The 25,593-nt window shown below is 70.5% G+C and carries 22 protein-coding genes; 14 read left to right on the top strand and 8 right to left on the bottom strand.

Translation table 11 applies throughout. The annotated features are described in order from the left end of the window. Positions 1 to 122: 122 nt before the first annotated feature. Entirely contained in the window at positions 123 to 1,001 is an 879-nt protein-coding gene (locus I004_RS0124835; protein WP_028437720.1) for an SAM-dependent methyltransferase, read from the bottom strand. Between the two features lie 296 nt (positions 1,002 to 1,297). Between I004_RS0124835 and I004_RS0124830 the strand changes: the two genes are divergently transcribed. From I004_RS0124830 to I004_RS0124775, 12 genes are all read left to right on the top strand, one after another. Then, entirely contained in the window at positions 1,298 to 1,870 is a 573-nt protein-coding gene (locus tag I004_RS0124830) for a TIGR00730 family Rossman fold protein (protein WP_028437719.1), read from the top strand. A gap of 458 nt (positions 1,871 to 2,328) precedes the next feature. Then, entirely contained in the window at positions 2,329 to 3,360 is a 1,032-nt protein-coding gene (locus I004_RS0124825; RefSeq protein WP_028437718.1) for a 2,5-dihydroxypyridine 5,6-dioxygenase NicX family protein, read from the top strand. Between the two features lie 61 nt (positions 3,361 to 3,421). Then, entirely contained in the window at positions 3,422 to 4,690 is a 1,269-nt protein-coding gene (locus I004_RS0124820; RefSeq protein ID WP_028437717.1) for an FAD-dependent oxidoreductase, read from the top strand. 110 nt (positions 4,691 to 4,800) lie between these two features. After that, on the top strand, positions 4,801 to 6,219 hold the full coding sequence (locus I004_RS0124815; protein WP_028437716.1) for an MFS transporter: 1,419 nt from the start codon (positions 4,801 to 4,803) through the stop codon (positions 6,217 to 6,219). Positions 6,220 to 6,347: 128 nt separating this feature from the next. Continuing rightward, positions 6,348 to 7,220 (top strand): FAD binding domain-containing protein, encoded by an 873-nt coding sequence (locus I004_RS0124810; RefSeq protein WP_028437715.1) that lies wholly within the window; start codon positions 6,348 to 6,350, stop codon positions 7,218 to 7,220. Next, entirely contained in the window at positions 7,217 to 9,661 is a 2,445-nt protein-coding gene (locus I004_RS0124805; protein ID WP_078511775.1) for a xanthine dehydrogenase family protein molybdopterin-binding subunit, read from the top strand. Before I004_RS0124810 ends, I004_RS0124805 begins: the two co-directional genes overlap by 4 nt. Continuing rightward, positions 9,658 to 10,251, top strand: a complete 594-nt coding sequence (locus tag I004_RS35865; RefSeq protein WP_051345394.1) for a (2Fe-2S)-binding protein — start codon at positions 9,658 to 9,660, stop codon at positions 10,249 to 10,251. Before I004_RS0124805 ends, I004_RS35865 begins: the two co-directional genes overlap by 4 nt. Before the next feature lie 37 nt (positions 10,252 to 10,288). After that, the gene (locus I004_RS0124795; protein WP_028437713.1) at positions 10,289 to 11,005 is read left to right on the top strand and encodes an SRPBCC family protein; all 717 of its coding nucleotides are present in this window, start codon (positions 10,289 to 10,291) and stop codon (positions 11,003 to 11,005) included. Continuing rightward, entirely contained in the window at positions 11,002 to 11,694 is a 693-nt protein-coding gene (locus tag I004_RS0124790) for an isochorismatase family protein (RefSeq protein WP_486580229.1), read from the top strand. Before I004_RS0124795 ends, I004_RS0124790 begins: the two co-directional genes overlap by 4 nt. Before the next feature lie 71 nt (positions 11,695 to 11,765). Beyond that, on the top strand, positions 11,766 to 12,620 hold the full coding sequence (locus I004_RS0124785; protein ID WP_028437711.1) for an alpha/beta fold hydrolase: 855 nt from the start codon (positions 11,766 to 11,768) through the stop codon (positions 12,618 to 12,620). Positions 12,621 to 12,692: 72 nt separating this feature from the next. Further along, positions 12,693 to 13,175, top strand: coding sequence for a MarR family winged helix-turn-helix transcriptional regulator (locus I004_RS0124780; RefSeq protein WP_028437710.1), 483 nt, complete (start codon positions 12,693 to 12,695; stop codon positions 13,173 to 13,175). A gap of 170 nt (positions 13,176 to 13,345) precedes the next feature. Continuing rightward, complete coding sequence (locus I004_RS0124775; RefSeq protein WP_028437709.1) at positions 13,346 to 14,098, top strand: aspartate racemase/maleate isomerase family protein; 753 nt, start codon at positions 13,346 to 13,348, stop codon at positions 14,096 to 14,098. 91 nt (positions 14,099 to 14,189) lie between these two features. On the opposite strand, the gene I004_RS0124770 is transcribed toward I004_RS0124775, so the two are convergent. The 7 genes from I004_RS0124770 to I004_RS38485 all read right to left on the bottom strand — a co-directional run bounded on the left by I004_RS0124770 (position 14,190) and on the right by I004_RS38485 (position 23,819). After that, the gene (locus I004_RS0124770; RefSeq protein ID WP_028437708.1) at positions 14,190 to 15,368 is read right to left on the bottom strand and encodes an L-talarate/galactarate dehydratase; all 1,179 of its coding nucleotides are present in this window, start codon (positions 15,366 to 15,368) and stop codon (positions 14,190 to 14,192) included. Between the two features lie 383 nt (positions 15,369 to 15,751). Beyond that, positions 15,752 to 17,131: a DUF6895 family protein gene (locus tag I004_RS0124765; RefSeq protein WP_028437707.1), complete on the bottom strand. Its 1,380-nt coding sequence runs from the start codon at positions 17,129 to 17,131 to the stop codon at positions 15,752 to 15,754. Continuing rightward, the gene (locus I004_RS35860) at positions 17,128 to 17,955 is read right to left on the bottom strand and encodes an ABC transporter permease (RefSeq protein ID WP_051345393.1); all 828 of its coding nucleotides are present in this window, start codon (positions 17,953 to 17,955) and stop codon (positions 17,128 to 17,130) included. Before I004_RS35860 ends, I004_RS0124765 begins: the two co-directional genes overlap by 4 nt. After that, positions 17,952 to 18,926 carry an ABC transporter ATP-binding protein gene (locus I004_RS0124755; RefSeq protein WP_486580227.1) on the bottom strand — a complete coding sequence of 325 codons (975 nt, stop codon included), beginning with the start codon at positions 18,924 to 18,926 and terminating at the stop codon, positions 17,952 to 17,954. Before I004_RS0124755 ends, I004_RS35860 begins: the two co-directional genes overlap by 4 nt. A 47-nt stretch (positions 18,927 to 18,973) precedes the next feature. Next, on the bottom strand, positions 18,974 to 20,329 hold the full coding sequence (locus I004_RS0124750; RefSeq protein ID WP_028437705.1) for a lanthionine synthetase C family protein: 1,356 nt from the start codon (positions 20,327 to 20,329) through the stop codon (positions 18,974 to 18,976). Then, positions 20,326 to 23,550 (bottom strand): lantibiotic dehydratase, encoded by a 3,225-nt coding sequence (locus I004_RS0124745; protein ID WP_037977640.1) that lies wholly within the window; start codon positions 23,548 to 23,550, stop codon positions 20,326 to 20,328. Before I004_RS0124745 ends, I004_RS0124750 begins: the two co-directional genes overlap by 4 nt. Before the next feature lie 98 nt (positions 23,551 to 23,648). Next, a complete protein-coding gene (locus tag I004_RS38485) occupies positions 23,649 to 23,819 on the bottom strand; it encodes a gallidermin/nisin family lantibiotic (protein ID WP_078511769.1) in 171 nt (56 codons plus the stop codon). Between the two features lie 232 nt (positions 23,820 to 24,051). On the opposite strand from I004_RS38485, the gene I004_RS0124735 reads away from it, so the two are divergent. Both I004_RS0124735 and I004_RS0124730 read left to right on the top strand, forming a co-directional pair. Continuing rightward, positions 24,052 to 24,609: a sigma-70 family RNA polymerase sigma factor gene (locus I004_RS0124735; RefSeq protein WP_028437703.1), complete on the top strand. Its 558-nt coding sequence runs from the start codon at positions 24,052 to 24,054 to the stop codon at positions 24,607 to 24,609. After that, complete coding sequence (locus I004_RS0124730; protein WP_028437702.1) at positions 24,606 to 25,508, top strand: hypothetical protein; 903 nt, start codon at positions 24,606 to 24,608, stop codon at positions 25,506 to 25,508. Before I004_RS0124735 ends, I004_RS0124730 begins: the two co-directional genes overlap by 4 nt. Positions 25,509 to 25,593: the final 85 nt, after the last annotated feature.

Genomic DNA, 25,593 nt, shown 5'->3' with positions numbered 1-25,593 from the left:
GAGAGTCCGCGCTCAACGCATGCTCGGGGGCGTCGCGTTGAGGTGGTGCGGGTGGCAGGGCGCGTTCCGGAACGGGGCTCCCGGCCGACCGGGGTCCGAGGCCGGCCGGGAGCCCCGGACCGTCAGGCGAGCCGGGCGATGGTGTGCGTGACGTGTTCCCTGAACATCGACGGGCCGTCCTGCGGGCGTTCGAAGGCGGCGGCGCTCTCGGCGACGGGGTGGTCCGTGAATTGCCAGCCCAGGCGGGTCAGTTGCTTCTCGACGGGCTCGCGTTCCCCACCGGGGAGGAGGGAGGGCAGGTCGAAGCCGACCGAGTCGGCACGCTCACGCACGAGTGGATCGTCGAGCAAGTGGTGCATGTTGTCGATCCGTTCGAGGGCGAAGCGGCTGTCCGCCGCCGAGAGGTGGCTGACCTCCTCGAACAGGCGGACCTCGGCCTCGGGCGGCAGATACGGCAGCAGTCCCTCCGCCAGCCAGGCGGTCGGCCGGGACCGGTCGAAGCCGCGGGCTTCCAGCGCGGCGCCCCAGTCGTCCCGCAGATCGACGGGCACGGGGCGGTGGTCGCAGCCGGGGGTGGCGCCTTCCTCGTCCAGAGTGGCCGTTTTGAAGCCGAGCACGGCCGGCTGGTCCAGTTCGAAGCAGACGGTGCCGGAGGGCCAGGGCAGCCGGTAGGCACGGGTGTCGAGCCCCGACGCGAGGATCACCACCTGCCTGATGCCGTCCTCGGAGGCGCGCAGGAAAAAGTCGTCGAAGACCCGCGAGCGCAGACCGATGTAGTCGGATGCGCCGGACCACAGTTCGTCGTTCGTGCCGTCTGTCAGGGGCATTCCGTCGGAGAAGGACACCGGTGCCGACGGCTTTGCCGCGGCCACGAGCCGGGAGGCGTAGGGATCGGTCATCAGTGCGTCGGGCCGCTCCGACTCCGCCGCTCTGCCGGCGGCCACCGCCAGGGCGGTCAGTCCGACGCCGGTGACGATGTCCCACTGCTGGTCCGTGCTCAAGGGACGACCTCCGAGTTCGCTTGGTGCACAGGTCGGTGCGACTCGCGAGCGTGCGACAGGAGACGTCCGGCGTCCTCGCGAGAAGCACCGGGACGGCACCCTAGTAGGTGGTAGCCCCAAGCAACTACCAAGATTTGCTTGGGAGTTGGCATCGGAGGTGCGCCGGCTGTGCCGGCCGAACCGGTCCGCCGGCCCGTCCTGCCGACCGCGGAACTGTCCCCAGGGGAAACGCGTGGTCAGCGCCGGTGCGCCTGTGGTACACCGAAGGACCCTTCCCAGCTGTCCCGGAGGTCCCCGTGCGCCGCCTTGCAGTCTTTCTCGCCTCATCCGACGGGCGCGATCCGGCGTACGCCGAACTGACCGCCGACGTGGGCGCGGAGCTGGCCCGGCGCGGGATCGGCCTCGTCTACGGCGGCGGTCGCAGGGGCCTGATGGGAGTGCTGGCAGACAGCGTGCTCAAGGCGGGCGGCGAGGTCATCGGTGTCATGCCGCGCAGCATGGTCGAGCGGGAGTGGGCTCATGAGGGCGTGACGGAGCTCCTCATGTGCGATTCGATGCATGAGCGCAAGGCGCTGATGGCCGAGCACGCGGACGCCTTCATCGCCCTGCCCGGCGGGCTCGGCACGCTGGAGGAGATCTTCGAGGTGTGGTCATGGCGCCAACTGGGCTTCCACTCCAAGCCCGTGGGCCTTCTGGACGCCGGGGGTTTCTGGACGCCGCTGCTCGACGCCCTGCGCGGCATCGCCGGCTCCGGCTTCCTCCCCGCGGCCACCCTGGACGATCTCGCCGTGGAGTCCGGGCTGTCCGGTCTGCTGGACGCGCTGGAGGAGCGGCTGCGCAGTGCCCCGCAGCCCGCGCACGGAGACTGAGGCGCCCGTGTCGCCCGGCGGTGGTGGCAGGCGGTGGGCTGGCCCTGCTTCTCGTGTCGGTCCGGCATCGCCCCATCGGTAGTCGTGTTCCCCCGTCGGTCCCGGAACGTAAGGCAACGTTGCCCGCGCGTCGGCGGTTCCATCTGCGCGTTCCGGCGCTTCCGAAGCGTGTCCTGAGAGCGATCGCGATCAACCGAGGACGTTCCAAAGCGGTCAAAGACGATCAAGAGTCGACGAAAAATCCGCGTTAACTCATGGCTCAACCCTTGCCAACCGAAGTTAGTACGTGTTCGGATTAGTTTCGTCCAGACGCCCAGCGCCTGCCCATTTCTGCTGGTCAGAGCCTATGTGGTGGGCCGATTTCGGCCTGCGCTCGCGACGGTCCCGACGGTCGGTCCACGCGGTGAAGCGCCGCACGAAGTCCCCATAGCTGAAGCGAGCCTCCTGGAGGAACATCCATGTTCGATCTGTCGTCCGTCGATCTGCTCGACGCGTTCACCCGTGAACTGGAGCTGTGCAAGGTGAAGAAGGACGAGCACGTCGTCGTTCTCACCGAGCCCGACAGCCGAGGTGACTACGTCGCTGCCGCCTTCGGAGCCGCGAAGTCCCTGGGAGCCCACGTCATCTCCGCGACCGTGCCCGGTGGCAGCCCCGCCCCGATGGACAGCACCCACACCGGTGCCGGCCCCGGCCTGACCTCCGTGCTCAACGACTCGGTCGCCCAGGACCTGCTGAAGTCGGCCGACCTGGTCGTCGACCTCACGCAGGAGGGCTTCATCCACGCCCCCGTCCAGCAGGAGATCCTCCAGGCCGGCACCCGCATCATCTTCGTCTGCGATGCCCCCGACGTCCTGATACGCAACCTGCCGCAGGCGAGCGACAAGGAGCGCGTCCTGGAGGGGTCCGGCCTGCTCGCGCGCTCGGAGATCATGCGCGTCACCTCCGGCGCCGGCACGGATCTGACCGTGCAACTCAAGGGATCCCACCCGGAGTTCCAGGTCGGCTTCGCCGACGACCCGGGCCGCTGGGACCACTGGCCGAGCACGATGGTGATGTGCTGGCCCGAGTTCTCCGACGGTCAGCTGGTGCTGGCCGAGGGCGACATCCTGCTGCCCTTCAAGGAGTACGTCCGCGACCCCGTCACGCTGCACATCGCCGACGGACACATCGAGAAGATCTCCGGCGGCGCCGAGGCGAAGCTCCTGGAGACCTTCTTCGAGGACGCCGACGACCAGTGGGGACGCAGCCTCTCCCACATGGGCTGGGGCCTGATGAAGACCGCCGACTGGTTCGCCACCGCCCTCTACGGCAAGGGCGACCTGATGGGCATGGACGCCCGTGCCTTCGCCGGGAACTTCCTCTGGTCCACCGGGCCGCACCCCGTTCTCGGCCGTGAGTCCTACGCCCACGTGGACATCGCGATGCGCGGCTGCACCGTCTCCGTCGACGGCACCGACGTCGTCGTGGACGGCCGACTCGTCGAGCGCTGACCCTGCCGCACCGCCGGCCTGGCCGCAGACCTTGATGTCCACCCCTCGTCCTGGAGGAGCCTTGGCGCCCAGCCAGTCTTTCGAAGTCATCGTCGTCGGCGGTGGATTGGGCGGTCTGACCGCCGCGCTCGCCCTGCGCCAAAGGGGCATCCGGGTCACCGTCCTCGAACAGGCCCCCGAGCTGGGAGAGGTGGGGGCCGGGATTCAGACGGCGCCCAACGCCAGCCGCGTGCTGCTCGGACTCGGACTGCGCCGGCAGCTGGAGGAAATCCACACCGAACCGCAGGATCAGGTGCGGCGCAGGTGGAAGGACGGCAGCGTCGTCGCCCTGACCAGGCTGGGCGAGTACTGCAAGAGCACGTACAACGCCCCGTACTGGCACTACCACCGCGCCGATCTGCACCGGGTGATCCTGGAGGCCTGCACGGATCCGGACGGCCCGGGCCCCGTGATCACCCTTCACACCGACAAGAAGGTCACCGGCCTGGACCGGACGGACCGCCGGCGTCCCGCCGCCCTCACCGGCGACGGCTGCCGGTACGAGGCCGACGCCCTGATCGGGGCGGACGGCATCCGCTCACGGGTGCGCGACGAGATGGGTGCCGACGACACCCTGCACTTCTCCGGCGAGATGGCGTACCGGGCCCTCATCCCGGGCGACCTGATCGCCGCCGACCCGGCCACGAGATGGCTGGTGGACCGCTTCCAGAGCACCATCTGGTACGGCCCCGACCGCCACCTCGTGCACTACATGATCCGCGGCGGCGAGTATCTGAACGTCGTCGCCTGCGTTCCCTGCACCGACGAGGTCGCCGAGAAATGGGTGGTGCCCTCCAGCGCGCAGGAACTGGCCGACGCCTTCCCCGGCTGGGACGACAGGGTCCCGGCGATGCTCTCCAAGGCGAAGGAGGACGTGTCCTGCTTCGCGCTGCACTACCGGCGTCCCGACCCCGTATGGATGGACGATCACGTCGCGCTCCTCGGCGACGCGTGCCATGCCATGCTTCCCTACCAGGCACAAGGCGCCTCACAGGCGATGGAGGACGCGGCCGTACTCGCGGAGGAACTGGGCGCCGTCACCGCCGACGGCATCCGGGGAGCGCTGCGCCGCTACGTGGACCGGCGGGCCAAGCACGCCGGCATGGTGCAGCAGGCCTCGCTGCGGAACAAGACCTTCTACCACTACCCCGACGGACCCGAGCAGCGGCAGCGCGACGAGAAGCTGAAGCGCTTCGACGGGGAGTCCGACGTCTCCTACGACTGGCTGTGGAGCGGCACGCCGCTCAACGACCCCGACCTGGGGGCCTTCTCCTACCAATTCCCCCGGTGAGCCGCGCGGGCACGTCGATGCGACGTTCCCGCTGACCGGCGAGCGAACCGGCGTCGGCGTCGTCCTTGAGGCGACGCGCACGAGCCCATCACCGAACCGTGGAGCGAACTGTGAAGACAGGCGATCAGATAGTCCAGGAACTCCCATGGAAATGGGGCGTCCAGGGCAGGATTTTCATCATCGGTGGCCTCGGCTACCTGTTCGACGCGTGGGACATCGCGCTCAACGGCTTCCTCATGCCGCTGCTGTCCAAGGACTTCGGCCTCACCGTCGGCGAGAGCGGTCTCGTCGCGACGGCCAACCTGGTCGGCATGGCGGTAGGAGCCGTCGTCTGGGGTGCCATCGCCGACCGCATCGGGCGCCGCAGGGCGTTCAGCGCGACGCTGCTGATCTTCGCGGTGTTCTCCGTGCTCGGCGCGCTCTCGCCCGACTACTCGGTATTCCTCGTGCTGCGCTTCCTCGCCGGCGTGGGCCTGGGCGGATGCATTCCCGTCGACTACGCCCTGGTCAGCGAGTTCTCACCGAGGAAGTACCGCGGCCGGATCCTGACCGCGCTCGACCTGTGGTGGCCTGTCGGCGTCACCCTGTGCGGCCTGGTGGCGACCATGATGGTGCCGCTGCCGGGCAACTGGCGCTGGATGCTCGCGACCATGGTCCTGCCCGCGCTGCTGCTGTTCTGGGTGCGCCGTGGCGTGCCCGAGTCGCCGATCTACCTCACCCGGGTCGGCAGGGAGGCCGAGGCGCGTCAGGTCATCGACAGCCTCGCCGCCCGCACCGGAGCCCTTCCCGAGCAGTACGAGATACCCGCGCCCGCGGCCGGTGACGGTTCCGACCGGCCCGGCGGGGTGCGCGCCGGCGTCGAGCAGTTCAGGCGGCTGTGGAAGTACAACCCCCGCATCACCTCGGTCTCCTGGCTGCTGTTCATCACGATCATGCTGGTCTACTACGCGGCCCTGACCTGGATGCCGTCGATCCTCAAGGACGAGGGCTACAACGACACCGCGTCCTTCATGGGTCCCACGTTGATGAGCGGCGTCGGCATCCTCGGCGTCCTCGTCTCGACGTGGCTCGTCGACATCGTCGGCCGCAAGTGGCTTATCGGCGTCGCCGCACCGGTCTCGACCGCAGCGCTGGTCGCCTTCGCGATGGTGCTGAAGGTGGAGACCGCGGCGATGGTGGCGATCGCCGCCTTCGGCTTCCTGATCCAGCTGACCATCCCGGTGCTCTACGCCTACGCCGCCGAGCTGTACCCGACGACGCTGCGCGCCAGCGGCTTCGGCTGGGCCTCGTCCGTCAGCCGGATCAGCACAGGATTCGCCCCGATGCTCTTCGGATCGCTGATGTGGCCGCTGCTCGGACTGCCCCTGACCTTCGCGGTGCTGGGCGCGGTCGTGGTCCTCGCCGTGATCTGGATGGCCTTCGGCGCCCCGGAGACGAAGGGCAAGGACCTCGACGACATCGACGATGAGCCGGTGGCCGAGCCGATGACTGTTCCACGGCCCGCTGAGAAGACGCCCGTAAAGGGCTGAGGCCGTCCTGCCGGCACGGATGCGTGGGCCCTCGCATCCGTGCCCGCAGGACTCCCCGCGGATCACCCGCGCGTCCGCCGTCCGGGCCGCCCCGTGCGGCCGGAACGCCGCAGCAGGAGAGGAGTGAGATGAAGCCCGCCGCCTTCACGTATCACCGTGCGCGCGACGTCGAGGGCGCAGCACGCCTGCTCGCCGAACTCGGGGACGAAGCGAAGATCATCGCGGGAGGCCAGAGCCTCGTGGCGATGATGAACTTCCGCCTGGCGCGGCCCGAGCACCTCGTCGACATCGGCGGGCTGGACGGGCTCGACGGCGTCCGCACCGACCCCGACGGAAGCCTCCACATCGGAGCGCTCGCCACGCATCACGCCGTGGAGACCGCGCCGCCCGAGGCCGTGGGGCCCGGCTTCGCCGTCGTACGGGAGGCCATGCGCTGGATCGGGCATCTGCCGATCCGCACGCGCGGAACCGTCGGCGGCAGCCTCGCGCACGCCGACTCCACCGCCGAGTGGTGCCTGCTGGCGGTGCTCCTCGACGCCGAGCTGGTGGCCCGGGGCCCGTCGGGGGAGCGACGCATCCCGGCCGGCGACTTCTTCCACGGCTACTACACGACCGCGCTGGCACCCGACGAGATCCTCGTCGAGGTGGACTTCCCACGGCCCGCGCCCAATGCCGCGCTCACCGAATTCGCCGAGCGCCGGGGCGACTTCGCCGTCGTGGCCGCCGCCGTAGACCTCCGGCTCGACGGGGACGGCCGCAGCGTCACCGGGGGCCGCGTCGCGCTGGGAGGGGTGGCGCCGCAGCCCGTGCGGGTCCCCGAGGCGGAGGCGGTGCTCGGACGGGGAGGCCCGGTGGGGCCCGGACTCTTCGCCGGATGCGCCGAGTCGGCGGCCGCCGCGGTCGAATCTCCCCCTGCGGACGCCAACGGCAGCGCGCGCCATCGGCGCAGGCTCATCCGCACGCTTGTGGAGCGCGCGTGCGAGGAGGCGACGGCCCGATGACGCAGGATCACGGCGGTCACCGTCCAGGCGGTGACAAACCCCGCCTCGGCAACGACGGTGACCACGGCGGCCGCAGGGACGGCGCCTGGATCGGCGCCTCCGTCGGACGCCGCGAGGACCCGCGGCTGCTCACCGGCCGCGGACGCTTCACCGACGACCTGGAGGTGCCGGGCACACTGCACGCCCAGTTCGTGCGCAGCCAGGTCGCCCACGCCATCGTCACCTCGCTCGATCTGTCCGCCGTACGGCAAGTGCCGGACATCGTCGCGGCGTTCGACGCGGCCGACCTCGAACTCGCCGACATCACAGCGCGGTTGGGCCGTCCCCTCACCGAGTTCGTGCCGACCGGCATGCCGGTGCTGGCTCGGGACCGCGTCCGCTACGCGGGGGAGCCGCTGGCGGTCGTGGTCGCACGCGACCCGTATGCGGCCGAGGACGGCACCGAGGCGGCGAAGGTCACCTACGAGACGCGTCCGCCCGTCCTCACCGAGGAAGCGGCGCTCGCCCCCGGCGCTCCGCTCGTGCACGACGAGGCGAGCGCCAACACCCTGCTCGACGTGTCGATGTTCGCCACCGAAGGCATCGACGACGTCTTCGAGGAGGCGTCCTGCGTCGTCAGCGTCGACACCCGTACGGGACGGCAGAACGCCCTTCCCCTGGAGACCCGCGGCGTCCTCGCCGACTGGGACGACCGTGAGGACCAGCTGCTGCTGCGCACTTCCACGCAGGTGCCGCACCAGGTGCGCACAACTGCCGCCCGCTGCCTGGGACTCGACGAACGGGCCGTCCGCGTCGTCGTGCCCGACATGGGTGGCGGCTTCGGCCTGAAGTGCGTCGTCGGACGCGAGGAGATCGCCGTGGGCGCGGCCGCGCTGCGCCTGGGACGCCCGGTGAAGTGGATCGAGGACCGCAAGGACGCGCTCAGTGCCTCCTTCCTCGCTCGTGAACAGCACTACGACGTGCGCGCCGCCTTCGACGCCGACGGGCGCATCCTCGGGCTCGACGCCGCGATCGTCTGCGACATGGGCGCCTACTCCTGTTATCCCTTCACCGCCGGCATCGAGCCGCTGATGGCCTCGGCGGAGATGCCCGGCGTGTACAAGGTCCCCGCCTACCGCGTACGGGCGCGCGCCGTGACCACCAACAAGGCGCCCACGGCGCCCTACCGGGGTGTGAGCCGTCCGCAGTACGTGATGGTCATGGAGCGGATCTTCGAGCGTGCCGCACGCGAACTCGGCCTGGGCGCAACGGAGATACGCCGCCGCAACCTGATCACGCAGTTCCCCTACACCGGCGTCAACAACGTGACGTACGACCCCGGCTCCTATCTGGAGTCACTGAACCTGTGCGAGAGCGTGCTCACGGAGGAGGGCTGGTACACGGCCAAGGTGGAGGCCGCAGCCGAGGGCCGTCACATCGGCATCGGCTACTCCTGCTTCAGCGAACGCACCGGCTACGGCTCCGCGGCCTTCGCGCAGCGCAAGATGGAGGTCGTCCCCGGCTTCGACATCTCCGAGGTGCGGATGGACACCAGCGGCGCCCTCGTCGTCACCACCGGCACGATGAGCCACGGCCAGAGCCACGAGACGACGATGGCCCAGATCGCTGCCGACGAACTCGGCCTCGACATCGCGCATGTGCGCATCCACCAGGGCGACACCGACCGCATCACCTACGGTTGGGGCACCTTCGCCAGCCGCTCCATCGCCATCGGCGGCAGCGCGGTGCGGCTGGCGGCCGGAAAGCTCGGCGAGAAGCTGAAGACGATCGCCGCCTCCGTGCTCGAAGTGCCCGCCGAGGAACTGGAGTTGGGTGAAGGGCTGGTCGCCCACCCCGCGACCGGCGGCTCGGTGCCCCACCGCGAACTGGCGGACATCGCCTACCTCAGGTCGCATCTGCTGCCCAAGGGCGTCGAGCCGGGGCTCACCGCGACCGCCACCTTCGACGTCTTCAACGACGGCACCTTCTCCAACGCCACCCACGGTGTCGTCGTCGAACTCCACGAGGGAACGGGACGCGTCGGGATCCTCCGCTACGTCTGCGTCGAGGACTGCGGAGTGGCCATCAACCCGAAGGTGGTGGAGGGCCAGACCCGGGGAGGCATAGCGCAGGGCATCGCGGGCGCGCTCTTCGAGCAGGTCACCTATGACGAGCAGGGCGCACCGTCCGCGGTCAGCTTCATGGAGTACAAGGTCCCCACCGCGCTCGAGATCCCCGACGTGAGCATCCACCACCTCGAGACTCCCTGCGCGTTCACCGAGACCGGCGCGAAGGGCGTGGGGGAGGGCGGCACCATCGGCGCGCCCGCCGCCGTGATCAACGCCGTCAACGACGCGCTGCTCCCCACCGGCGTCGAGCTGAACAACACGCCCATCACGCCCGAGACGGTGGCCGACGCGCTCGAAGCGTCACCCGCGCGAGCACTGGAGCACACCTCATGACGGGAACGGCGCACTCCTCCCACTCCCACGATCCCCGGCACCAGCAGCTGATCACCCTGCGCGTCAACGGCGAGACGTACGAACTGCTCACCGAGGCCCGCCGCACCCTCGTCGACGTGCTCCGCCACGACCTGCGCCTGACGGGCACCCACGTCGGCTGCGAACACGGCATCTGCGGCGCCTGCACGGTGCTGCTCGACGGCCGGCCGGTGCGCGCCTGCCTGATGTTCGCAGCGCAGGCGGAGGAACGGGAGCTCCGCACGGTCGAATCGCTGTCGGAGGGACGCGAACTCAACGACCTGCAACGGGCGTTCAGCGAGCGCCACGGACTGCAGTGCGGCTTCTGCACACCCGGATTCCTGATGCTCGCCGAGGGGTACCTCGCCGAGCGGCCGCAGGCGACGAAGGAGGAGATACGCGAGGTCGTCGCTTCCAACCTGTGCCGCTGCACCGGCTACCAGACCATCGTCGAGGCGATCGACGACTGCGCAACGCGGCGCCGCGAAGCATTCCAGCAGCGCCTGGACGAGGCACGGCCGGTCGAGGCGCAGCCGGACCGTGAGACATCCGCACGGCACACATCCGGATGACACGCCCCGACGGCACAGAAGAGCAGGAGGAGGTTCCATGCGGATCGACAACGCGGTCCCGGTGAAGGCATCACCCGAGGAGGTGTTCGCGCTCGTCAACGACGTGGAGCGCGTCGCGGGGTGCATGCCGGGAGCGACGCTGGAGGGCCGGGACGGCGACGCCTGGACGGGCAGGGTGAAGGTGAAGGTCGGCCCCATCACCGCCGCCTATGCCGGCACGGTGCGGTTCCTGGAGGTCGACGAGGAGAAGCGGCGGCTGCGCGTACAGGCGCGGGGCGCCGACACCCACGGCAGCGGCGACGCCGAGGCGGAAGTCGGCCTGGAGGTCGCGGAAGCACCGGAGGGCGCAGAACTTCGGATGACGACGGACCTCGTCATCCGCGGAAAGATCGCGCAGTTCGGCAAGGGCGCGGTTGCCGCCGTCTCCGACAGGATCCTCAAGCAGTTCGCGGTGAACCTCGGCAGCCTGCTCGACGAGGAGCGCCGAGGCACGGCACCGGCCATGGCGGGTGACGGCCCGAGGGCCGCCCGAGCGCCCGCCTCCGCAGGGGAGTCGGAGCCATCCGTCGCACAGACCGGGACTGCCCCCGATGCCGAACTGGACGGCCTCGCCGTGCTCTTGGGCCCGGCCGCGGCCAAGTACGCACCAGTGGTGGGAGCGTTCGCGTTCGGTCTCTTCGAAGGATGGCTGCTCAGCCGGGCGTTCGGCGGCGAACGGTACCGGTGCGGTGCGGCTGCGAGGAGGTCCCGTTGAGCGAGCCCCTGCAGGCAGGCCGCTACGGCGAGGAGACCGACCGCACCTACGAGCGGGCCGGCTTCGGAGCACCGGTGCGGCGCGGCAGCAACCCGGCGCTCGTCGTCGTCGACCTCACGCGCGGATTCACCGAGGACTCCTACCCGTCAGGCGCCGATCTGACGGACGTCGTGGAGGCGACCGCGACTCTGGTGGACGCGGCGCGCGCCGCCCGCGTCCCGGTGATCTGGACCGCGATCGCCTACAGCCGGGCCGAAGCGGAGGGCCACTCGGTGACCTGGCTGGAGAAGGCGCACGGCATGCGGGCCCTCGTCGAAGGCAGCCAGGCCGTCGCGCTCGACCCGAGGCTGCCGCGCAGCCCTGAGGACCAACTCGTCGTGAAGAAGGGCGCGTCGGCGTTCTTCGGCACGTCACTGGCCGCCACGCTCGTCGCCCTCCGATGCGACACCGTGCTGGTCTGCGGTGCCACCACCAGCGGGTGCGTACGGGCCACCGTGGTCGACGCGGTGCAGTCCGGCTTCCCCGTGCTCGTGCCGCAGGAGTGCGCCGGCGACCGTGCACAAGGACCGCACGACGCCGCGCTGTTCGACATCCAGGCCAAGTACGGCGACGTCGTACCGCTCTCCGATGCCGTCGCGTATCTCGGCAAGCTGCCCGACTCCACCGTGTCCGACCGTCCGTCCGGCTGACCGGTGGCGCGCGCTGCCGAATCCCCATCTGTTTCCCGCCCGTTCCGTACCACCCCAGCGAGGAACCACCCATGACAGACCGGTTCATCACCCAGCCCGCCCTGGCCGACCTCGCCGATGTGCCGGCCCGCAGCCGCTGGGTGCGCTCCGGGGCGCTGCGGCTGCACGCCCTCGACTACGGCGACGACCTCGCGGGCGGACGCGTGCCGATGCTGCTGCTGCCGGGAATCACGAGCCCCGCTGTCACGATGGACTTCGTCGCACGCAAGCTGACCGATCTCGTGCGCCCGATCGTCCCCGACATCCGCGGCAGGGGCCTCTCCGACGACGGGGACAGCTACTCGTTGGAGGCCTACGCCGAGGACTCCGAGGCATGGATCAACGGACTCGGCCTCGAACGCCCGGTGGTGGCCGGCCACTCGATGGGCGCCCGCATAGCGGCGGTCACCGCCGTGCAGGCAAAGGCGCCGCTCCTCGGCACGGTGCTGGTCGACCCGCCCATGAGCGGCCCCGGAAGGGACCCGTACCCGACGACGCTGGCCGCCTTCCTCGGCCAGCTGGAACAGGCGCGGCGCGGCACGGACGCCGACGAGGTCGCCCGGGCATGGCCCCGCTGGCCCCGCCGTGAGCAGGAGCTGCGGGCCCGGTGGCTCTCCAGCTGCGGTGAGGAGGCGCTGCGCGCCACGCACCACGGCTTCGAGGCCGAGGACTTCTTCGACTGGTGGCCCTCGGTGCCCACACCCACGGCGCTGCTCTACGGGGAGGACAGCCCGGTCGTCCCCCCGGCCTGCGTCGAGGAGGCAACTCTCAAGCATCCACAGGCCCGGCTGACCTGCATCCCCTCCGCCGGCCACATGGTCTTCTGGGACGCACCGGACGCCGCCCTCGACGCTCTGCGGGAGACGCTGCGGGCCATGCTGGCGTGAACGGGCCGGTGTGTGAGCGGGGCCGCGGGAGGCGCGGAACACGGCGTCACGTCGCCGTGCTTTAGTGGGCCCATGGCTGACAAGACCTCACCGGCCTCGGGTACGGCTGCCCCGCCCGCGGCGCTCCTCGCCGCGCCCGGATATCAGGTGCGCCGTCTCTACCAGGCATACCTCGCGGCATGGGTGCGCAGCGTCGATTCGACCCTGACAGGCCCGCAGTTCGCCGTGCTCACCGCGGTGGACGCCGCGCCGGGCCACGACCAGAGCGCGATGGCGTCGGCGGTGGCGCTGGACACCTCGACGATGGCGGACGTCGCCCGGCGCTTGGAGAAGCGCGGACTGATAGTGCGCCGCACGGCAGCCGACGACGGGCGCCGCAAGCTGCTCTTTCTCACCGAGGACGGGGAGAGGGCACTCCGGGAGGCCGACGACCGGGCGCGGGCCCTGGACGAGCGCCTGCTGGAGCACTACGAATCCCGCGCGGACCGCAGCCAGTTGATGCGGGAGCTGACAGAGCTCGCCGACCACTGGGAAGGGCTCTCCGGGGACGCCTGAGCGGGTTCCCGCTCTGGGCAGGAGCGTGTCGCGGGGGAAAGTGACCGCGCGAGGGTCTTGCTCCCCCAGCTACCGCTGGGAGATGCTCTAGGCCAGATAGTACGTGTCCGGATTAACTCTGTGTGCGGCCGTCCCCGTCGGCCATGCCGCCCGAAATGCTGGAGGCTCTCATGGCAGACCACCACATAGGCATGATCGTCCCGAGCTCCAACCTGACGATGGAGACCGAACTGCCGCGCATGCTGCGGGCCCGCGAGGAGGCCCTGCCGGAGGACCGCTTCGTCTTCCACAGCAGCCGGATGCGGATGCAGAAGGTGACGCCGGAGCAGCTGAAGGAGATGAACGCGCAGACCGAGCGCGCCGCCCTCGAACTCGCCGACGCCCGGCCCGACGTCGTCGCCACCGCCTGCCTGGTGGCGATCATGGCGCAGGGCCCCGGGCACCACTGCACGGCCGAGGACGAGATCACCGCCGTGCTCACAGGGCAGGGTGCGGAGGTTCCGGTCGTCTCCAGCGCCGGTGCGCTGCTGAGCGGGATCGAGGCGCTCGGCGCGAAGCGCGTCGCGGTCATCACCCCCTATATGAAGCCGCTCACCGAGACTGTCGTGAACTACATCGAGAACGCCGGGACCGAGGTCGTCGACTCACTGAGCCTCGAGGTCCCGGACAACCTGGCCGTCGCCCGTCTCGACCCGTCGGGTCTGCGGGAGCACTGGCGGCGTCTCGACCTCGCACGGGCCGACGCGATCGTGCTGTCCGCGTGCGTGCAGATGCCGTCGTTGCCGGCCGTCCAGCACGTGGAGGACGCCTCGGGGGTGCCGGTGCTGACCGCCGCGACGGCCACGACGTACCGCATCCTGACCGAGCTGGGCCTCGACCCCTCAGTGCCGGACGCCGGGTCCCTGCTCGGCGGCGGGCGCTGAGCGAACGGAGGGGCGGCGGCCGCGCGGCCAACGAGGCTGTGTGATCGGAGAGTTGAGCCGGGCGACTTCGCGAACGGGTGCCGTCCATCTGTCACGGACGGTCGGTGATCTCGCACTCTTCCCGCGTCCATTCACGAGCCTGCGCGGAAAGGGTGATCCCGAGGCCCGGGCGGAACGGCACGTGCATGCGTCCGTCGCCGATCTCCAGGCGCTCGTTGAACAGGGGCTCCAGCCAGTCGAAGTGCTCGACCCACGGCTCGTACGGATAGGCCGCCGCGAGGTGGAGGTGGATCTCCATGGCGAAGTGCGGTGCGAGCTGTAGATGTTGGTGCTCGGCGAGAGTGGCGAGCCTGAGGAACTGGGTGATGCCGCCGATGCGGGGCGCGTCCGGCTGAATCACGTCCGCCGCGCCGGCACGTATCAACTCCCAGTGCTCGGCGACGGACGCCAGCATCTCGCCGGTCGCCACCGGTGTGTCCAGCGAGGCCGCGAGGGCGGCGTGACCCTCGGAGTCGTAGGCGTCGAGGGGTTCTTCGAGCCAGACCAGTCCGAAGTCCTCGAGGGCACGGCCCATGCGACGGGCCGTGGGCCGGTCCCACTGCTGGTTGGCGTCGGCCATCAGGGGCACCTCGTCACCCAGCTCCTCGCGCACGGCGGTCAGCCGCCGCAGATCCTCCTTGTGGTCGGGATGGCCCACCTTGATCTTGATTCCGCCGATTCCGCCGGCGAGGGAAGCGGAGGCGTTGTCGAGGAGTTCCTCGACAGGAGTGTGCAGAAAGCCGCCTGAGGTGTTGTAGCAGCGCACGGAATCGCGGTGCGCACCGAGGAGCTTGGTCAGCGGCAGACCGGCACGCTTGGCCTTCAGGTCCCACAAGGCGACGTCGAAGGCGGCGATCGTCTGTGTGGCCAGGCCACTTCGGCCCACGGAGGCACCCGCCCACACGAGCTTCGTCCAGAGCCGGCCGATGTCGCTCGGGTCCTCGCCGATCAACTCGGGCGCCACCTCCCGCGCATGGGCGAACTGCCCCGGCCCGCCCGCGCGCTTGGAGTAGCTGAAGCCGATCCCCTCGTGCCCGTTGTCCGTTTCGATCTCGGCGAAGAGGAGGGCCACTTCGGTCATCGGCCGCTGGCGTCCGGTGAGCACCTTCGCGTCGCTGACGGGTGTGTCGAGAGGGAGGCGGACGGAGGAGACCTTGATCCGCCGGAGCCTGTCGGGTGTCACGTCGTCCGCCCGGTGAGCGGTATGCGGGCCGCTGTGCGTCGTGTTCACGGCTGTGTCCTGGTGTCGGGAGCGATGGGGGCCGAGGGCGGGGCGTCCGGTTTCGCATCGGCGGCCGCACGCCCGATCGACCTTCCTGGCCACAACCATAACCTCAATTCGTATACATGGACATCGTCCTTGTATGGGGACGCGGTGGTGGCGGGGTGGGGCAAGGTGAAGAAGGTGCTCGCATTGGATGAGCCTGGATGAACGCTTGGTCCTGCGTACGGGAGCCCGATGCTGCGGCACCGGTGCAACAACTCGGCCCGCGCGCCGTGGAGTTCACGAACTTGAATGCATCGAGGACTCTTGGATCACTCCACGGAGCCGCCGTACCCCTGACCACCGCTCAACGGGCCAGCCCAGGCGGGGCCGTGCTTGCGCGACCGACCTCAGTGGCTCCAGGCCGCCAGCAGGGCATTCGCCGAGCGAACCAGCAAGTCGCCGCTCTGGCCCTGCCGGTCGGCGGCACGCAGCACTTCCGCCAGTACGTCCGGGTCACGTGCCTGGACGGCGAGGACGAGCAGGGGGCCCAGATGCCCACGGCAAGCCCCGGGTTCGCCGGCCCTCGCGGGCCCGGGAACCGTGGATGCCGCCCGCGCCCATCGCCGGATCTCCTCGGGCTCGGCGCGGGGCATCGGGACACGCGGGGGTGTGCAGGACCTACCGGCTCGATCAGCCCGGGAGCCCTCCGGGACAGCGGCTCGTGCAACACCCGCAGCCAGGGCCGCCGCCAGGGTGGTGTGGTAGCACGTTCCGAATACGTAGGCGGCGGCCTTGTCACCGGTGAGGCCGGCCAGGATGTCGGGACGGTGCACGGGGCTGGGGACCGAGCCGTCCGCGCGGGCTGCCCGGACCAGCGCGTTCCAGCCGGCGCTCACCAGGAACTCCGAGCCGTCGCCCGAGTCGCCGCCCTGGCCCGGCTCGGGGCGGCCGTTCTGGACACCCTCTTCGTCCGACGACAACGCCGAGTCGCAGAGCAGAAGTTCGGCCAGCAGATCGAGACTGCCGCGCGCCAGATGGACGCCGAGCAGTACCCGTACGGTCTCGTGCAGACTCGCCAACTCCTCCGGGTCGCCCAGGAGATCGCGGCGCTGCCCGAAATCGGTCACGTAGAACAGGACGTGCGTGAAGGCGTAGATCTCGCTCTCGGTCAGCTGAAGTACGTCGGGGCCGAGTGCGGCGATGCTCTGCCGGTGCAGCGTGCCGAGGCCCGGCAGCGCCGAGGGCGCGGTGAAGCCCGCACGGTCGATGAAGTAGCGCAACTCGATCCTGTTGAGCACGGGCTTGTACGGCAGGGCGTGGCCGCCGGAGCCGGCGGCCAGGAGCGCCTGGCACCGTGTCCGGAGCTCGCGCTGCGGATGCCCCAGGCACTCCAGCAGTCCGATCAGATTGAGGTGATATGGGAAGAGTTCGTCGCCCCTTTCCATCCCGCGCGCGAAGTCATCGGTGTGCGCGGCCTCTTCGGCGAGGTCGAGCGCCCTGAGCCGCAGCGGAGCATCCAGGGGCATGAGGCCCGAGCGCTCCAGCACCCGTATCAGGCTGAGAAGTTCGAGAAGTGGACCTGGCCCGAAGGGACGCGGCGGGAGGTACTCCTGCCAGCGTTGCGGTGCGAACCATTCCAGATTCGCCTCGGTCCAGCGCAGGGCCCCGGACAGCACCCGGCCCGCGGCCTCCTCGTCGGTGAGCGGTGCCCCGGGCGCGGCATGTTCCTCTGCGCCGGCGTGTGCGGGGAGCGCGGGCCAGGAGGGTGCGTCGGTCGTCGGGCTCATCGTCCGCTCCGGATGCGCAGCAGCGCGAGGACGACCGCGAGGATTGCGCCGAGCGTGCACAGGTCCGCCCACCAGGGCAGCAAGCCTCCACCGCCCAGCAGGGTCTGGCGGGACAGGTCGACGGCGTACGTCATCGGGTTGGCGTGCATGATCCAGGCCAGCCACTCGGGTGCGTCGCCGGGGGCGAAGACCGAACCGGACAGGAACAGCATCGGGAACATGGCCATCTGCACGGTCGCCTGAAGCGTCTGGACCCGCTTGATGAGGGTGGCCAGCCAGAGTCCGATGACGCTGAAGACCGTGGCGGCGAGCGCGTAGGAGCCGACCGCGGCAAAGAACCGTGCCGGAGTCAGCGGCACACCCATCAGCGGGGAGAAGGCGAGCATGACGATGCTCTGGAGCGTCACCATCCCGGCGCCTGCCAGTACCTTGCCCAGTGGCAGGCAGATCCGTGGCACCGGTGCCACGAGGAGTTCCCGCAGCACGCCGTACTCCCGGTCCCACGCGTAACTCTGTCCGGAGGCGATGCCGATGGAGACGACCTGGATGGCGATGATCCCGGGGAAGACGTACGCGCTGAACGGCAGAGAGCCGACGGATCCGACCATCCCGTCGAAGCCGACCGCGTAGACGAGGACGAAGAAGAGGATCTGAACGGCCTGACTGCACAGCACACCCAGCTTCTTCACCTGCCGCAGCAGGTCGCGGTGCGCGATGACAGCGACGGCGCGCAGGGCGACCCGCAGCTGCCCGTCCTCTGCGGGGTGGGAACCGCCCGTGGCCGGAGCGGGGGAGGAGGCGGGGGCCGTCGTTGTCGCGGTCATGGGGTGCTCACACTCTCCCGCTCCTGCGGTGCCCCGTCAGCGGCCGCAGCAGCCAGATAGACATCGTTCATGGAGGGGTGGTGCACCGATACCGTCAGACCAGGAACGTCGAGCGCCCGTACCACGCGGGCGAGTTGGGCCTCCGGATCGGGGCAGTGCACGGCGACCCCACCGGGCTCGCTCAGCGGTTCGAAGCCTGCTGCGAGCAGCTGGCGCTCAGCTGCGTCCTCGTCCGCGCACGTCACCACGACACGGGAAGAGTCCAGGCTGCTCTTGAGCTGCTCGATGCTTCCCTGCCGCACCACGCGGCCCTGTTGAAGGATGACGATCTCGTCGGCGAACTCCGCCTCGTCCATGTAATGCGTCGAGTACAGGACGGTGACGCCGAGTTCGTCACGGAGCCGGAGCAGGTCGGTCCACACGGCGGCCCGCGCTGTCGGGTCCAGGCCGTTGGTGGGTTCGTCGAGGATGAGCAGCCCCGGCCGGTGCAGCAGGGCGCGGGCGATCTCCACCCGGCGGGCCAGCCCGCCGGAGAGCTCCTCCACCGGCTGCCGGTGACGGTCCGTGAGCCCGAGCAGGTCCAGCATCAGACGTGTCCGTGCCCGTGCGTCGTCGCGCTTCATGCCGAACAGGCGCGCGTGGAACCACAGGTTGCGCTCGATGGAGAGTTCCTTGTCGAGGGTGCGTTCCTGGAAGACCAGGCCGAGGCGGCGGCGCGCGGACATGGGTGACTTCCGCACGTCGTGGCCGAAGATCCGCACCGTGCCCGCGTCCGGCCGGGCCGCCGTCGACAGCACGCCCAACATGCTGGATTTTCCTGCCCCGTTGGGCCCGAGGAGCGCCGTGATGCGGCCGGGTGGTGAGCTGACCGACACGCCGTCCACCGCGGTGACCTTGCCGTAGCGCACGACGAGACCGTTCATCTCGAAGGCGGGTGTGCCGCTTCCGGACGGCTGCCTCGCCTCGCTCACTTCCGTCACCGTCGCCATCCGCGTAGCGCCCGTCCCCCGTGGCCCCGTCATGCCAGGCCCAGCGTTCGGTCCCACGGCAGCGGGCCGGTGCCGGTGGGCAGCAGCGACAGCGCCACGCCGGCGGCGCCCTCGAGCATGCCCGCGGTGTCGACTGCCCGGTGGGGAATGGGTGAGCGGGCCGCGGCCGGGAAGCGCATGAGGTGACGGAAGCCGAACGGCGCCTCCTCGTCGGCGCACTCGAGCAACTTGCCGGTCAGGCGGCGACAACCGGCGAGCAGCTCCGGGTCCTCTGCGGACTCGTTCACGCGCGTCAGTACGCGCAGCAGCCCGGCATAGCCGTGGCAGACGGTGGCACCCTCGATGGCCCAAAGAGACTCGTCCCGGCGCAGTGCCGCCCGAAGTGCCTTCGTCGCGGCGGCGCACCACTGCGGACGGTTCACGATGCTGCCGGCGCGGTACAGGGCGGCTGCCACCCCGGGGGTGCCGTAGCACCAGGCAGTTCGTGTGAAGAGGGCGCCCGGGCGGTCCGGGGCCGTCTCGTCGTCCCATCCGGCGCGGGCGGGCCAGTACGGGCCTGCCTCGTCGTGGAGCGTCCAGCCGATGAGCCAGTCAGCGATGCGGTGGATCGCCTCGCGGGTTCCGGGCACCTCTCGTCCGCTCTCGACGGCCGAGCAGAGGACGGCGAGGGGACCGGCGATTCCGTGTGCCATGCCCAGGTTGAAGTCGCCACGGGGATAGGTCTCGCGGTCCCGTTCGCTGATCTGCCGCTCGACGGGGACCCACCACCCCGGAACGTCGTGGCCGTCCACGCGCGCCGGCTCGGTGATGCGGACCAGATGGCGCAGCGACGCCTTCAGGGCGGCCTCCACTTCCGGCCCGGCCTCCGCCGGATCGGCCGCGGAGTCGAGGAGCAGCCGCGCTGTTCCCGAGAGCCCGTTGACGATGTCGTAGGCGGCCCAGTCGACTCCGGTCCGGCCCGAGCGTGCTTGTTCGGCGAAGACGTGGAGCCGTTCCGTCTGGTCCTGTGCCACCCAGGCGGCCAGCTTGCGGCGCAGCGAGCCGTAGTGTCCCTCCGGACCGGCGCAGGTCTGAGCCGCTGCCAGCAGGGCGGCCGGACCGGAGAAGAGCCCGCGACTGGGTGCCGAGTTCATCGCCTGCCCCGCCGCCGTGATGTGCCGGTGCGCGACCTGACGCCACGTCTCGTCGGTGCGGGCGAGTTCGCCGTAGAGGAGCGCGGTGCCGGGCAGCCCGTTGGCGAGGGTCAGCGGCCCCCACATCACGGCGTCGTAGATGGGGTCGCGGTTGTCGTCGCGCGAGGCGACGGAGGCGACGTGTTCCGGGTCGGCGAGCCGCTGGGCGACGAGTGACACGGCTTCCTCGCCGCGTACGAGCGTGTCGTTCATGACTGGTGCCTCCGGCGGTTGAGGTGGTCCTGTACGGCGCCCCGTGCGATGCCGAGCACCGTCAGCTCACGGGCGCTCTCACCCCCGAAGAGGCGGTTGCAGACCATGTGCAGCAGGCTTCCCACGACCCGGCCCTCCGGGGTCTCGCCCGATTCCCTGATGAGAGTGGCCAGCTCGCGCACGGCCTCGTCCCGGGGGCGCAGTGCTTCCAGCGCACGCGCTCCTGCTGTCTCCTGCGATATGGCCGGCCAGCCGCGGTAGGGGTCGATGAGTCGGCGCCAGCGGGCCGATCCGGCACGGAAGGCCGCGGGCAGGTCGCGTCGCGAGCCGGTCATGGACAGCCATGCGGCGGCGCCGTCGTCACCGCAGTTCTCGGTGACGAGGGGATTGCCGGGTGACGGCGGCCCGAAGGCATGAGCAAGGGCCGCGCACGAGACGACGGCCAGGTCGTCGATGCCGTACTCGTTGGAGGGGTCTTTGGCCAGGCGCAGCAGCTCGATCGCTGCTTCGCTGTCGTACCTGAAGACCTGCTCGGCCAGGTGCTGGGCCCCCGGGCCTCCGTAGCGCTCGGTCTCCGGGTCGTACTGGGCGAGGGCGTGGCTGCGCAGGATGCCCTCCATCTGCCAGCGACGCAGCAGTTCCCCGACGGCCGGAGCGACCTCGCCCCACAGGTCCCCGGGGCGGGGGCCGTGCAGCCGCAGTCGCAGGTGGTGGCCGCCGTCGTCCGTGTAGCGGATGAAGAACCAGCCGTCGGCCCCCTTCTCGCCTGCCAGGCCGACCAGTTCGGGGATGCGGTCGCGCAGCACGTCGTCCTGTGTGCGGGCCGAACCGTGCAGTTTGAGGTAGAGCCACTCGCCGCCCAGGCCGTGCACGGTCCGTGCCGGCTGGAGGTGTCCGGCGTACGGGCGCCGGCCGGCGGTGTCGTCGCGCCGGACCAGCGGGACGACCAGTTCGGTGGTGTGCCCCGCGAGCGGGCCGTCCATCCAGTTCTCGTGCTCGCCGGGGACTTCCTGGGCGATGAGATCCGGGTGACGGATCACCTGATCGAGAAGCAACTCGCGGTGCCAGGCCAGCTCCAGGTCGAGCAGCAGCCGCTGGTCGGCCGTGACGGCGAGGACGTGACGTGGCACGTCCCAGTCGCTGCGCCACTTCGCGACGAGGGAGTCCCGGTCCGCATCCGCGGAGCCGCTCCGTCCGTCCTTTCCCTCGCCGCGTTCTCGCAGCTCCTCGGCGTCGGCCCTCAGCACGTCCGGACGCCACACGGCGCAGGCCAGTACGAACCGTCCGTACCGCACGCGGGGCACGAACGGAGCGTCGGCCAGCGGACCCCAGTTCCACGGCTCCCACAGTCGCTGCCCCTCCAGCCCGACCTCCCACAACAGTCGGACGGCGTTGGGTGCCTGCGCCGGAGCGCTGACCATGTTGCCGAGGACGGGCACGACTTCACGGCCCGTGGGGATGTGCACGGCGGTGAGTCGGTCGAGGGTGGCACCGACGCCGATGTCGCTCAGTCGCAGCTCTTCGGTTCCCGGGGCGTCGGGAAGGCCGACGGTGATGCGCCGCCCGGTCGCCGGCACGGTGTGTGCGAGGTTGGCCGCACGGCCCGAGCGCGGCATGAAGGCGAGGTCGACGGGCTGGGCCGCCTTCACATGAACGGGATTTTCGCGGTGCAGAGCCGTGAACTCCTCGCGCCAGTGCGGGTGTTGGTCGGCGAAGCGGGCGAAGGTCGAACCGGCGCGGTGGGAGCCGGGGGAGGGGGAGAGGAAGACGCGGAAGTCACCCTCGTCCAGGGCCTCGACGGACGGGGCCGCGACCTGCACCGTCACCTCGCAGGAGTTGGGAAGGTCGGCCGGGTTCGCGGTGTCGTGACACAGCTCGTCGATGTCCGCGTCGCTGAGCACGACTTCGCGTTGCCCGCGCCGCTGTGCTGCGGCCACGAGTCGCGCCATCGTGCGGTCGCGGCGAACGGTACGCGGGTCGTCGGGGGTCACAGGCGCGGCCTCGCTGTTGGGCCAGCCGTAGCCTGCCGGCGCGCCGATACCCGTTGCCTCGTCGAGGAGTTCGAGAACGGGGACCAGTCGGTCGGTCCCGTAGACGTCGAGGAAGCGACGGTGGTGGTCGCGCAGGGCGAAGAGCCCGAGCTTGCTGCGCGACAGGCGCCACATCACGCCGGTGGCCTCTTCGATGACCTCGCGCACCTGGTACGGGAGATGCAGCGCGGCATCGAGGCGTGTGTCGATGTGCACGGGGGTGTCGTCCGGCTCCACCGAGCGAGCGGCCGCAAGCAACCGGCCGAGCTGAACACCGCCCTCGCCGACGGGGCGCTCGTCGTACGCCTGCCGCTCTCGCTCCACCGTCAGCAAGGCGTCGTGGATGGTTCGTGTGTCCCCGGAGGGGGCCTCCACCCGCGCCAGGATGCTCAGCACGTGGGTCAGCGGATCACCGCCGTCGAGCGGTGGCCGCAGTCCGGTGATCAGGATCTCCTGGCGGATCAGTTCGGCCAGGAGGGCCCGCACCCGCTCCGCCGGTGCCCCGGGGAATGCCGCGGTGGTGAGCCGGACCAGTTCCCCGTAGGGCAGAGGAGCCCGGGATTCGGCAACTGCCCGCTCCACCACGGGCGTTCTGCGCACCGACACCACGGAGCGGCCCTCTCCGCTGTCGCCGGGACGCACTCCCTGGGTGGAGGGCGAGGTGAGGACCAGCCGGTCACCGCGGTGCACCAGGGCCTGATGCGCCTGGACGGTGAGCGTGGCGAGCACGGCGGGGTCGGACTCGAGACGGTGGACGATCCGGGTGAGCCACTGCATGTCGGCGTGGGTCCTGGTGCTGTGCGCCGTTCCCCTCTCGGCCTTGGCAGCGGAGTCGAACTGCCCGGTCGCGACGCCCGCGAAGAGACCGAACGGGGTGGGCCGGGTCCGCATCCGGATGTCGTAGCGCAGCACCGCGAGCGCTGCCCGGCGGAGCTGGCCCGCCTTGATCGCCCCGGCGCCGCGTTCCGCCACGCGGCGGATCATGGCGCTGAGGCTCGGCGAGGCCAGGTCGAGTGCCTCGCTCAGCGCGCTGTCGCCGGGAACGGACGCGAGCAGCTGGGCACAGGCGGACAGATCTCGGGGCCCTCCTTCAGGGCCGCGCGGCAGGGGGAGTCCCTCAGCTCCGGGTGCCAGCGGCGCCCGGAGCAGGAAGATGTCCCTAGCCTCGAACGGTCTCGCAAGTGACGGCATCCCCACGTTCCCCCTTCTTGTGCGCCGGTCTGTGCGCCCGCCTGCGCGGTAGAACCCGTGGGGCCGGGCGGGCCCGCCCGGCCCCACGGTGAATCAGGTCAGCAGCAGTGGCTGCAGCCGGAGCCGCCGCCCTCGCTGGTGCAGCCCGGGGTGCAGTACGAGATGCTCGTGATGGCCGGGCCTGCGACGGACTTCTCCACGCCGACCTCCAGGTCGAGATCGAAGAGGTTCGCCTCGTTGTGCGTCTGAGCAGGGGCGATGTTTCCCATGCTGACTACTCCTCCCGTTTTGGAACGAATGAAAGTTCGTGGGTCGCGATCCGGGAATTACCGAATCACGCCGTTCAGCGGCGATCAACGGATTCCAACCGACGTGGCAGGAGTGGCAGTTGAGTGGCAGATATGGGGGAGGACGATGCCTCACCGATGCTTTCCGGCCTGAATCGGTGATTCCTCCCGGCGACACGTGAACCGGACCGGGCTTTCCTGATACGTACGTGATGTGTGTTCGGACGAAGCCCTGCTTACCGCCGTCGCCGACGGCGACCAGACCGCCTTGCGTGCCCTCTATGAGCGGCATGCCTCTGCCACGCTCCGCCTCATCCGCAGGCTCACCTCGGACCAGGGGGTGGCCGAGGAGATCCTCCAGGAGACGTGGCTGGCCGTCTGGCGCTCCGCGAAGGGATTCCGCGGCGAGTCCTCCGCGCGCGGCTGGCTCATGGGCGTCGCCCGGAGGCAGGCGCACAACCAACTCCGCAAGTCGCGCCCGCAGTTGGCGGATCTCTCCGAGGCGCACGACGTGCCCGACCCGGCGCCGGGCATCGAGGAGCAGATCGTGAGGGAGGCCGAACACAGCGAGTTACTCGCAGCCGTGCAGGCTCTTCCCGGGCATCTGCGGGAAGTGCTCGCCCTGGTGCTGGTGGACGAGCTGGCATACACGGAAGTCGCCACCGTGCTCGCCATCCCGGTGGGCACCGTCAAGAGCCGGATGTCCCACGCGCGCAGGCGACTGGGCAGCATGCTCGCCGCCACGCGGCTGGAAGGATCGGGACGATCATGACCGAACACATCACCGACGACGTCCTGGCCACGCTCGCCCGGTCCGACAGGGACGGCGGGAGCGGACCGGAGCACCTGGCAGGGTGCGTGGACTGTCGCACGCGGATGGCAGTGTGGCAGAACATCGGCTCGGCAGTGCGTGCGGAAGCGGACGAGCGAGCCGTCACACCGCCGTCCTTCGACGCCCTGCTCGGCCCCGCACTGGCCGGGGCGGCGGTTCCGTCCCGCCGCCAGGCCGCCGCCACCGTCCCGGCGGCCAAGCCGGACAGGCGGGACATGTCATGGCGCACCGCCTGGCAGTTGACGCTGCGCCAGGCAGCGCTGATGCCGCGGGTGTGGGCTCCGCTGAGCGCCGCCGGGTTCGTCGGCGCGGCTCTGATCGCTTCGGCACGAGTGCAGGACGGCTTCGGAGTGCGGCTGTTCGGAGCGGTCGTGGTGCTGCTGGTGATCCTCGGTGCCCTCATGGTGGCCTCACCCCGCAGGGACCCCCGCCGGGAGTTGCTGTTCACGCTTCCGGTGCCGCCCGCCGCCGTGTTCCTCGCCAGGCTCACGGTGGTGCTCTTCGCGGACGTCGCGATGGCGATGATCTGCTCCGCCCTCGTGGACGGGCCCGGTTGGTGGCCCGTGGTGACGAGCTGGCTCGGTGAGTCGCTGCTGGCGGCCTCGCTGGCCCTCGCCCTCGCCGTCCGGTTCGCGCCCGCCGCCGGGGCCGCGGCCGGTGGGGCGCTGTGGCTGCTGGGAGTGGTGGGAGGCCCGCGGGGGCTCTTCTCCACGCCGGCCGACGCGCTGCTGAACGCACTGCTGTCGACGACGCCTTGGACCCTGCTGCTCGCGCTCGCCCTGCTCGGATGGGCCGCCGGCGCCATGAGGAGCCGCGTGACCGCGGAGTCGGTGTCGTAGCCCGCACACGAACGGCACGGGTGGAGGACAGCGCGGCAGTGACGCGAAGAATAGGCAGCCATGCGTGAACCATCCGTCTTCGCCG

This window comes from Streptomyces sp. TAA486 (assembly GCF_000426165.1).
Note: the sequence above shows the minus strand (reverse complement) of the source record. Positions and strands in the feature narration are given on the sequence as shown.

Bases quoted from the DNA above. Each gene is read 5' to 3' on its own strand.
- I004_RS0124825 (WP_028437718.1), top strand. From the start codon at position 2,329: ATGTTCGATCTGTCGTCCGTCGATCTGCTCGACGCGTTCACCCGTGAA.
- I004_RS0124810 (WP_028437715.1), top strand. From the start codon at position 6,348: ATGAAGCCCGCCGCCTTCACGTATCACCGTGCGCGCGACGTCGAGGGC.
- I004_RS0124805 (WP_078511775.1), top strand. From the start codon at position 7,217: ATGACGCAGGATCACGGCGGTCACCGTCCAGGCGGTGACAAACCCCGC.
- I004_RS35865 (WP_051345394.1), top strand. From the start codon at position 9,658: ATGACGGGAACGGCGCACTCCTCCCACTCCCACGATCCCCGGCACCAG.
- I004_RS0124795 (WP_028437713.1), top strand. From the start codon at position 10,289: ATGCGGATCGACAACGCGGTCCCGGTGAAGGCATCACCCGAGGAGGTG.
- I004_RS0124785 (WP_028437711.1), top strand. From the start codon at position 11,766: ATGACAGACCGGTTCATCACCCAGCCCGCCCTGGCCGACCTCGCCGAT.
- I004_RS0124780 (WP_028437710.1), top strand. From the start codon at position 12,693: ATGGCTGACAAGACCTCACCGGCCTCGGGTACGGCTGCCCCGCCCGCG.
- I004_RS0124775 (WP_028437709.1), top strand. From the start codon at position 13,346: ATGGCAGACCACCACATAGGCATGATCGTCCCGAGCTCCAACCTGACG.
- I004_RS0124765 (WP_028437707.1), bottom strand. From the start codon at position 17,131: ATGAGCCCGACGACCGACGCACCCTCCTGGCCCGCGCTCCCCGCACAC.
- I004_RS35860 (WP_051345393.1), bottom strand. From the start codon at position 17,955: ATGACCGCGACAACGACGGCCCCCGCCTCCTCCCCCGCTCCGGCCACG.
- I004_RS0124750 (WP_028437705.1), bottom strand. From the start codon at position 20,329: ATGAACGACACGCTCGTACGCGGCGAGGAAGCCGTGTCACTCGTCGCC.
- I004_RS0124745 (WP_037977640.1), bottom strand. From the start codon at position 23,550: ATGCCGTCACTTGCGAGACCGTTCGAGGCTAGGGACATCTTCCTGCTC.
- I004_RS38485 (WP_078511769.1), bottom strand. From the start codon at position 23,819: ATGGGAAACATCGCCCCTGCTCAGACGCACAACGAGGCGAACCTCTTC.
- I004_RS0124730 (WP_028437702.1), top strand. From the start codon at position 24,606: ATGACCGAACACATCACCGACGACGTCCTGGCCACGCTCGCCCGGTCC.